The organism is Marinobacterium sp. xm-g-59 (assembly GCF_013283315.1).
Taxonomy (GTDB): Bacteria; Pseudomonadota; Gammaproteobacteria; order Pseudomonadales; family Balneatricaceae; genus Marinobacterium_E.
The window spans coordinates 20,182-28,233 of record NZ_WBYR01000014.1 but is presented as its reverse complement, the minus strand read 5'-3'; the positions used below and the strand labels follow the sequence as shown (position 1 = coordinate 28,233).

At 43.2% G+C, this 8,052-nt stretch carries 10 protein-coding genes; 4 read left to right on the top strand and 6 right to left on the bottom strand.

The genetic code is table 11. The features are described 5' to 3' along the window. On the top strand, nt 1-83 hold an 83-nt coding region (locus XMG59_RS12320; protein ID WP_173489325.1), incomplete at its 5' end, for an integrase core domain-containing protein. A 274-nt stretch (nt 84-357) separates the two neighbouring features. On the opposite strand, the gene XMG59_RS11555 is transcribed toward XMG59_RS12320, so the two are convergent. From XMG59_RS11555 to XMG59_RS11545, 3 genes are all read right to left on the bottom strand, one after another. Further along, nucleotides 358-1,098: a heparin lyase I family protein gene (locus XMG59_RS11555; RefSeq protein ID WP_173498767.1), complete on the bottom strand. Its 741-nt coding sequence runs from the start codon at nt 1,096-1,098 to the stop codon at nt 358-360. Between the two features lie 209 nt (nt 1,099-1,307). Continuing rightward, nucleotides 1,308-1,967 carry a hypothetical protein gene (locus XMG59_RS11550; protein WP_173498766.1) on the bottom strand — a complete coding sequence of 220 codons (660 nt, stop codon included), beginning with the start codon at nt 1,965-1,967 and terminating at the stop codon, nt 1,308-1,310. 115 nt (nt 1,968-2,082) lie between these two features. Beyond that, nucleotides 2,083-2,349 (bottom strand): hypothetical protein, encoded by a 267-nt coding sequence (locus XMG59_RS11545; protein ID WP_173498765.1) that lies wholly within the window; start codon nt 2,347-2,349, stop codon nt 2,083-2,085. Nucleotides 2,350-2,591: 242 nt separating this feature from the next. On the opposite strand from XMG59_RS11545, the gene XMG59_RS11540 reads away from it, so the two are divergent. Next, on the top strand, nt 2,592-2,804 hold the full coding sequence (locus XMG59_RS11540) for a hypothetical protein (protein ID WP_173498764.1): 213 nt from the start codon (nt 2,592-2,594) through the stop codon (nt 2,802-2,804). A 33-nt stretch (nt 2,805-2,837) separates the two neighbouring features. On the opposite strand, the gene XMG59_RS11535 is transcribed toward XMG59_RS11540, so the two are convergent. Genes XMG59_RS11535 through XMG59_RS11525 form a run of 3 tightly spaced genes read right to left on the bottom strand, consistent with a single transcriptional unit; the run spans nt 2,838 to nt 5,811 of the window. Next, nucleotides 2,838-3,158 carry a DUF6508 domain-containing protein gene (locus XMG59_RS11535; RefSeq protein ID WP_173498763.1) on the bottom strand — a complete coding sequence of 107 codons (321 nt, stop codon included), beginning with the start codon at nt 3,156-3,158 and terminating at the stop codon, nt 2,838-2,840. Nucleotides 3,159-3,200: 42 nt separating this feature from the next. Then, a complete protein-coding gene (locus tag XMG59_RS11530) occupies nt 3,201-3,782 on the bottom strand; it encodes a class GN sortase (RefSeq protein ID WP_173498762.1) in 582 nt (193 codons plus the stop codon). Between the two features lies 1 nt (nt 3,783). Next, the gene (locus XMG59_RS11525; protein WP_173498761.1) at nt 3,784-5,811 is read right to left on the bottom strand and encodes a marine proteobacterial sortase target protein; all 2,028 of its coding nucleotides are present in this window, start codon (nt 5,809-5,811) and stop codon (nt 3,784-3,786) included. A 104-nt stretch (nt 5,812-5,915) separates the two neighbouring features. Between XMG59_RS11525 and creB the strand changes: the two genes are divergently transcribed. Together creB and creC are read left to right on the top strand one after the other, a co-directional pair. Next, nucleotides 5,916-6,596, top strand: coding sequence for a two-component system response regulator CreB (creB, locus tag XMG59_RS11520; protein ID WP_173498760.1), 681 nt, complete (start codon nt 5,916-5,918; stop codon nt 6,594-6,596). Beyond that, nucleotides 6,596-8,026, top strand: coding sequence for a two-component system sensor histidine kinase CreC (gene creC / locus XMG59_RS11515; RefSeq protein WP_173498759.1), 1,431 nt, complete (start codon nt 6,596-6,598; stop codon nt 8,024-8,026). Before creB ends, creC begins: the two co-directional genes overlap by 1 nt. The last annotated feature ends 26 nt before the right edge of the window (nt 8,027-8,052 follow it).

The window sequence follows — 8,052 nt, the reverse complement described above, 5'->3', positions numbered from 1 at the left end:
GGCGAGATCATTACAATAAAGTAAGACCACATAGTGCACTTGGCTATGTGCCACCAGAGGAATTCGCTAAGCGTGCTGCTTAGCAAAATCTCATCGAAGAAGTGGTACTAACTAAGGGGAAAGGTCAGCATGCGCCAGCTGGTATTGAGTTCATCACTATCCGATAAATATATAGTCTAAAACTCAAACTAACAGGCTAATAAACCATTGGATAACCGACCATTATATCTGCTAGTTGCTCTAAACGAACAAACAGATTTTTTATGAAAACAGCTCTGAAAATTTGAGACGATAGTGGTTAATCGTGCATCAAAAAAGTCTAATTCGCTCATGGAGATTTAATTAGCTGATGAAGAATCAAGGCATTAAACCTTCGCGGGACTTAGATCGCTTCACATTTGAAAAATAAGCTACCTGAGGCGGTACTTCATCAACGGAATTTCTGATCTTGTACCTAGACATAAAACTTCTATAAATTCCATATTTAAAGTACACGGCATCGGAGGTCATGGTGGGTCCTTCGTAACGCCATTTTAACTGCCCATTAACGTAAACAACAAAGAATCCATTTTTCTTATGCCAGTTTGCATGCACTTCAATTCGGTTCCATTTTCCCCGTAAATCATCGTCTTCAATAATTTTATGTAAATGGGTTGTATTGCCGAAGTTTCGATCTATCCAATATCCTCCATTTGAGTTTTGAAACATAAATGCAGGTGGGGAATTTTTCTGATGGAATTGAGCTAGCGCGGTTTTCGTAGGATAGATGTTTGGATAATCGGGTGGCAAGTATAGTGACCACCCATACCAAAACTCGGAGCCCTGATAGTTATCCTTGGGTCCAGACAATTCAGATCGTTCACGGTCATTCGAGCAGTCAGACCAATCCGGACCAGAACTGCAATCACCAGATCTCACCTCGAACCGTTCGACGAATTCCGTTGGAGCAGTATCAGTTGGATCCGGCACAACACTGTACCCATAACTTTTATTATTAAGACTTCTTTTGAATTGGCCAAAAGAGCCCTTGTCCAAAGTTTGACATCCGGTCATCGCTAAGCAACCAGATATTAAAATAGTTTTAACTAGTCTATTCATAAAAACCTACTCAACCGCTTTTCTTATGAAAATAATTCTTCCTATGAATTGAACATCGCTAGTACGTTTCATGTCAAGCTAAGAGTCTTAAGCGATACTAATTCTCGAATTCATGTCAATAAGGGACAGTTCTCTTTACAGAGTTGTAGGATCAAATATGACCGTTCTATCGAAATGTATCAGATTGAGTATGAATCACTATAAGTAACTCAATAAACGCTATTCCCCAACTTTCTAGCCAATTTTAGGACCGCTAAACAATCATCTTTGTTGTAACGAATTAGGTCTCTTGCCACACCCTTTTGCTCATCAGTCCACAACCGCCAACGACGTTTCTTACTGGAGTAATTGTCAATTCGTCGACAAGCCTCTGCTGCTGTCGGCTTACAAGCTATGATTAAAGGAGATGCCTTTTTAAGCAGTTTTAAAAACTGATTAAGTCCCTTTTTTTCATCTTTATCACGAAGCAAGTTTCGCTTGTTTGCAAAACGTTTAGCTGGTTTATGAAGATTGAAGCCCACTCGATCAAATCGTTCCAAGAGCTCAGGGGCATGAAGTTCAATGATTGTTCGTTCATGGATTGTCCAGAATATTATTAATCGTCCCTCTTGTTCCGCTTCTTCAATCAGTTCAGTCATCAACGATTTAAAATCCCCAATCCGGTCACGTTCTACGTTGTGTCCGTTCTTAACCGGCTTCCATGCTTCTTTAAAAAATAGAACAGAGTACTTGTAACCCTCAAGGAACGGACGATACAGACCAGCAATATGTGGACAGGGAATTGAGTGATCCCCTTTTCTCCCCTCTCCTTCGAAATCAAGGTAGATCGCATTTTTCACAATATCTTTGTTTAGCTGGTAACGGTTCATTCGGCTATCCACTGAAAGTTCTTTTCTATAATTGTCACGAAAGATCATTCTTCGCAACCCTCTTTTCCTGAGCGTCAGAAGATTTCAAACTCTTGAGTTAGGTAGTAAGCATTAATCATCGCTCTGACTCCTTTGATTTCTTATCCAGCCACTCTACGTATTCTGTTAATTCATTGAGTGCGACTCGAAAGTATCGATACATTTGCTGCGCCTCTGCGTCACTCTTTTCAGCGTGATGATGATTACAGAAACGTAACAAACCACTGATAATTGATTGACCACCGACTTCAATGGGCTGTTGGGGTGCATTTTCTAATAGCCACTGGGATAGATACTTTTGCAGCATCACTTCTCTGACGGCGCCTAATCCTGATCCAGCCATGTTTACCTCCTACTGATCGTTGAATGCATCATGTGATGCCTTTTCAAAAGAGCACGGAGAAAAGAGGCTCGTCAACAGCAATATCGAGTCAGAAATAGGTATAGCTTTAGCTATAAAAAATTTCTATTAGAAGTAAGAGGGTTTAGCTTAGAACAAGTGATTAATTCTGCTTAAAAAACAAAGCTTGCTTCAAACTGACACAAACAAATATACTGTATAAATATACACATTAGAGATTATGCATGAATAAAGTAAAACCAAATACATACATCGAATCCCTTCGCTCCTTTGCTGAACAGTGGACGCCTGAACAGCTAAGGGATGCGATAAGAGACGAGAAAATCATTATGACCAGGGAAAGCTTATCCGATGTAGCCAGAGCACATAGCCAAACAATTCTAGAACTCTACGAAGATGTTCTAGAGCAAAAGCAAGTTGGCAGAGATTTTATGTAAAAGTGAGTAGACCCAATCCTCACAACCCTCAATTCATGCCGCTTTTTCTCTGATAGCTAGTTCGACAAGCGCTGCTCTTAACGAGCCATTTTCGCAATACTGTTCAAACGCACCGGGTCGCTCTTCATCTTCACGAACCATCATTGCAATAAATCTAAGTAGCTCAACTTCTGTAAATTTGGATACAAAGTATTCGTTCGTTAAGGCGCCGCGCCCCGCTTCCCAACGCCACCAGTAGAAATAATCAACGTTCTTCGTCATTCGCGCACAGCGAACTTTTAATTCATCGGTTGGCATAGGCTTAAAGTCCATGAGAGATAGCGTATCAATGCTTTGCATTACTAAATCAGTCATTCTAGTTCTCCAATCCCACATAATTTTCTAAAAGTTCTTTGATTAAAGGAGAGCGTTTGTTTCGATGGGTACTGCAGTTACCACAAATCGTTCATCCCCGTTAGCTGACAGAGCATCAAATGGATAACAGGTCACTAAAAAGAGTCCATTGGGGTTTGTGGCGGGTTTAATTCGGCTGGTCTTCGAGTCCACTACGTCTGTATTCACAACTTTGAAGTGCTGGACACCCTGCTCGTCTTCAAGAACTAACTCGTCACCCAAACTAATATGTTTAAGAAAACGAAAGTGCGTATCGCGATGTGCTGAGATGATGCGCGCACCACCTTCAACACTTTTTGCTTCTAGGTTTTCACCTGGTGCGAATGCTAAAACAGAGCCGGAATCTCCTGCTAAAACGATATGGTCTACATCGAATGCGGGAGCCGAGAATCGAGCTACAGGGTAATGATCTGCCCAAGGCCAGGGTTGTTGAGGTTCCCCCGTTAGCTGGGTTACCTCCCACGCAGCATCTAAAAGAAGCTGAGCAACCTGAGCTTTCGCCGGTATCCAGAGCGCATCGATTAGTAGAACAAACGCGCCAGCAATCAACCCATAACCCACACGACGTTTCATACGAGAGTTCATGTCAAACCTCCTCTCGCTTTGTCTTAACGATGAAGGCACCGAGGCAAGCTAAGAGCGCGGCAACTATTAATGACAATTCATAGCCAGTGGCACCTTTAGCAAGGTGTATTTCAAGTCCTTTAGGGCGTGTTGGAGGTACTGATTTTGAATCAAGGCCATCATTCATTGGGCGAACAGGCGTTACATCTACCGCAACTAAACTGGTGTATGGACTAACTAAATGATGTTCTAAGGCGAGTGCTAATACCTCTTCCCTTACTCGCTTGCGTTCAACACCTTTAAACGCTGCTCGTTGCCACTGAGCAATCATTTTTCTAGCCCAGTCCACACCAATACCTGCCTGGTGCCCAACAGAGTCGATAACCGCTGTTTGCTTCCATTCGGTATCACCTAAACGCCCTGTGATGAGTATGCGTTTAACTCCACGATCCATTTTCATCGCTACCGTTAACGGCTCACCTGCATAGAGATCTGGAATGACATTAGGCGTAATGTCTGAAACCCCGTAGCCCATTACTTTGATATTAGTAAGCGCTGGCTTAGAGATCTTTTCAAACAGAGCTTTCATAGCCTGCTCTGCAAAGTTGAGATCCGCGATATAGGTATACGTTCCTCGACCTACTCGTGCTGACTCTTCCATAAAGTAGGTATTTGGGGCGCTGCCAATACCCACAGTGAACAGGCGGCGGCTTCCTAGTTCTCTATTAATTTTGGCGAACAACTGGGCCTCATTTGAAACGCTGCCGTCAGTAATGAAAATCACTTGTTGTAAACGTTCTGACTCACCTGGCATGTTTAACGCCATATCAAGTGCCGGTTCCATTTCTGTTCCGTCACGTGCCTCAAGGTTACGAATGAACTTTCGGGCGTTGCTTAAAGAGTAGCCATAAGCTTCTTGCGGGCGTGCAAACAGTGAATAACTGTTCGTGTTGAATTCAATGATGTTAAAGGTGTCGTCTTTACTAAGACCATTCACACCCGCCATCAGTGCATCACGAGCAGCTACTATGGATTGGCCTGACATTGAGCCCGATGTATCGATCACAAAAATCACTTCACGTGGTGGTACTTCCCAACCCTCCACGGTAGGTGGTACCAATGTGAGAAGACCATAGTCACCTTTAGACGTAGATTCACTGAAGAACGAAGCTGTTGGCTTAACTGAATCAATGGGTTTCCAACGAAGAACAAAATCCTGATCAGCTCTGACATCCTGATCTACCAATGAAACGACTTGAGTTCCATCGGGCTTAGCATCGACTGAAACATGGTGATGAAGACTCTCTAATTCAGAAAGCTGGAAGCCTGGTTTTAAAACCACCTCAATGCTCGTAGAGTTATCGGGCGTGTTGTCAGCTTCTTCCAGTGGAATTGCTTGTGGACGCTCATTTGGAAGCAGAGACCAGCCATCGTTTAATTGCACAGTAGATGTCACTTCGAACTTAGCTGGTGTAGTAGCGGTATAACGAGGCGTAATGGTTAAAGGAAAACGGATAGAGAATTCGCCATCACGCCACTCAATACTCTGCTGGTATTCAAGTGTAATGGTCACATCTCCGTGCGGTGGGATATTGGCCACAGACGTGCTGAATATATTTGGGCGGTCCTGCTCAACCAGAGCAGTCTGCTTGCCCTCACTTTTTGCCTTCTCGTAGGTGGCTTTAGCCTCCTCCCGCTCTTTAATTTGACCTTCGATGATTCGGTCCCCCACCGTCATCTTCATTTGATCAACCGCAGCATCATGCGGCAGCGGGAAGAGGTAAAGCGCTTCCATCCAGGAGGCAGCTGGATTCTTAAAGTGCTGAATAATGGTTGTACGTGCTATCTGACCTGTAATTTCTGAATGAATTTCAGAGTTAAGAAGCGGTATATCCTCCAACTCGCCTTGTTCATTTCTAGAGATTAAAGTTCCGCGTGTGATATCTTTTGGTGAAACAGGCTCTGCTGATGCAAAGGCCTGAAATGAATAAATCAAAGCCATGATCGCTAGCATTCTTGGTTTGTAGATTCGGTTGATAAGTGAACTCATTTCACTGTCCTCAGCTTTTGTTAAGTGTGAACAGGATCTACTAGGGAAATGAGGAAAGTTTGAAGTGAATGTGAAGTCACAAATTATTTTGTGAAGAGGTAGAAATGCAGGTCTTATTAGTCGAGGACGAACCAGCCATTGCAGATACAGTGATCTATGCACTAGACAGTGAGGGTATTACCAGCCATTGGTCATCAACTGGTGAAGATGCACTTAAAACAATTGCCAATGAGCAGGCCGGTTTAATACTCCTTGATATTGGTTTACCCGACACCAACGGCTTTGATCTGTTTAAGAAACTTAGAAAGCACTCGCACTCGCCTATCCTGTTCCTTACCTCGCGTCATTCTGAAATAGACCAGGTGTTAGGTTTAGAGCTTGGAGCCGATGACTACATAACAAAACCCTTCAGCCCACGTGTTTTATCTGCACGTGTTCGCATGCATCTGAGAAGAGTTGAATCCCAACCTGCTAATACACCCGTTCATACTGATGTGTTATTCCAAGTCAATGATGAAGCAAACCGCATTTCATTAAGGGGCAGTCTGTTGGACCTCAGCCGCTATGAATACCGTTTACTAGCCCTGCTGATTAAACACCCTTCTAGAATTTATTCACGTGATCAATTGATGGAGATGGTATGGGAAAACCCAGAAAGTAGCTTTGATCGCACTATAGATACCCACATGAAGGTTATCCGTAAAAAAATTAAAGACGTCGATCCAACTCTTAAGGTGATTAAAACCCACCGTGGTATTGGCTACAGCTTCGAGGTTCCAAAGTAATGAAAATACGCACACGTATATTACTTGTATTTGTCACCTTCATATTTACGGTCGTACTGGGCTTAATCTACCTGCTTGCTGAAGAGATACGCCCTAGATATTTTGAAGCGCAAGAAGAGGCACTGGTCGACTTTTCAGAAATGCTTGCTGCTCATGTTAGTGAAAATGCAGTAACCACTAATGAAAAAGGCGATATTCTTATATCCACTTTGTCATTAGAGCGTGCGATTGACGCCCTGCCTCGCAGAAACCTTACCGCCAAAATCTATGAACTAGATAAATCCCAGGTCGATACACGTGTCTACCTTACAGATCGGGTCGGCAAGGTGATATTCGATTCAGACAACAGCCGTGACCTTGGCAAAGACTACTCAAGCTGGATAGATGTTAAACGCACACTTCAAGGTAATTACGGAGCCCGAACCACTTGGGCAGACCCAATCTACCCAGAGGGCGATACGATGTATATTGCGCGCCCTGTTTTATATAACGGGGACATTGTGGGTGTTCTTGCTGTGGGCAAACCTACACGTAACCTCGATACCTTTATAAATAATCTAACCGATAACCTATGGGTATCCGGTGTTGCACTTGCAGTTATCGCTGCGCTGATAGGCTTCATGATCTATTTTTGGCTAACCCGCCCACTGGATAGCCTTCAACGCTATGCGCTAGCTGTTAGTCGTGGCGAACGAGCAAAAGCACCAAACATTGGCAACAATGAAGTGGGTGATGTTGGCAAAGCTTTAGAGTCCATGCGAAAAGCATTAGATGGTAAACAGTACATTGAAGAGTACGTTCAAACTCTAACACATGAGCTTAAAGCACCGGTCGCAGGCATACGGGGCGCCTCCGAGCTTCTTAAAGAGCCCCTGCCTGATGTAAAGCGAGATCACTTCTTAGATAACATAGTGACTCAAACAGAACGCATACAAGGCTTTATAGAGCGCTTACTCGATCTAGCTGAACTGGAAAGCAGTAACAGTTTGAAAACGGTTGAGACGATTGGGGTTAAAGGTTTAATCGAAGAGGTTATAACACTGCAAAAAGATCTAGCCGAATCCTGTGGCCTGACATTAACAGTGCATGCTGATGATATAAAACTCAAAGGGGACCCGTTCCTCATCAGTCAGGCACTAACTAACTTAGTAAAAAATGCCATAGAACACGCATCTAAAGGCTCAGAAGTCACAATCAAAGCAGAAAAGATCGGAAAACGTATTCAAATATCAGTAACCAACCAAGGTGAACTAATACCGGATTATGCAATCGATAAGCTGTTTGATCGCTTCTACTCACTACCAAAAGCAAACGGATCAAAAGGCACTGGCATAGGACTGAGCTTCGTTAAAGAGATCGCCATACTGCATGAGGGTGAAGCTCATATTGAGTCTACAGATAGCGGAGTTTTCGCAAGAATTTTGATTTAAAAGGATTAAAAAATGTCTAAAGGAAC

Coding starts and splice junctions, on each gene's coding strand:
- XMG59_RS11525 (WP_173498761.1), bottom strand. CDS start 5,811: ATGAGTTCACTTATCAACCGAATCTACAAACCAAGAATGCTAGCGATC.
- creC (WP_173498759.1), top strand. CDS start 6,596: ATGAAAATACGCACACGTATATTACTTGTATTTGTCACCTTCATATTT.
- XMG59_RS11540 (WP_173498764.1), top strand. CDS start 2,592: ATGAATAAAGTAAAACCAAATACATACATCGAATCCCTTCGCTCCTTT.
- XMG59_RS11535 (WP_173498763.1), bottom strand. CDS start 3,158: ATGACTGATTTAGTAATGCAAAGCATTGATACGCTATCTCTCATGGAC.
- XMG59_RS11545 (WP_173498765.1), bottom strand. CDS start 2,349: ATGGCTGGATCAGGATTAGGCGCCGTCAGAGAAGTGATGCTGCAAAAG.
- XMG59_RS11555 (WP_173498767.1), bottom strand. CDS start 1,098: ATGAATAGACTAGTTAAAACTATTTTAATATCTGGTTGCTTAGCGATG.
- creB (WP_173498760.1), top strand. CDS start 5,916: ATGCAGGTCTTATTAGTCGAGGACGAACCAGCCATTGCAGATACAGTG.
- XMG59_RS11530 (WP_173498762.1), bottom strand. CDS start 3,782: ATGAACTCTCGTATGAAACGTCGTGTGGGTTATGGGTTGATTGCTGGC.
- XMG59_RS11550 (WP_173498766.1), bottom strand. CDS start 1,967: ATGAACCGTTACCAGCTAAACAAAGATATTGTGAAAAATGCGATCTAC.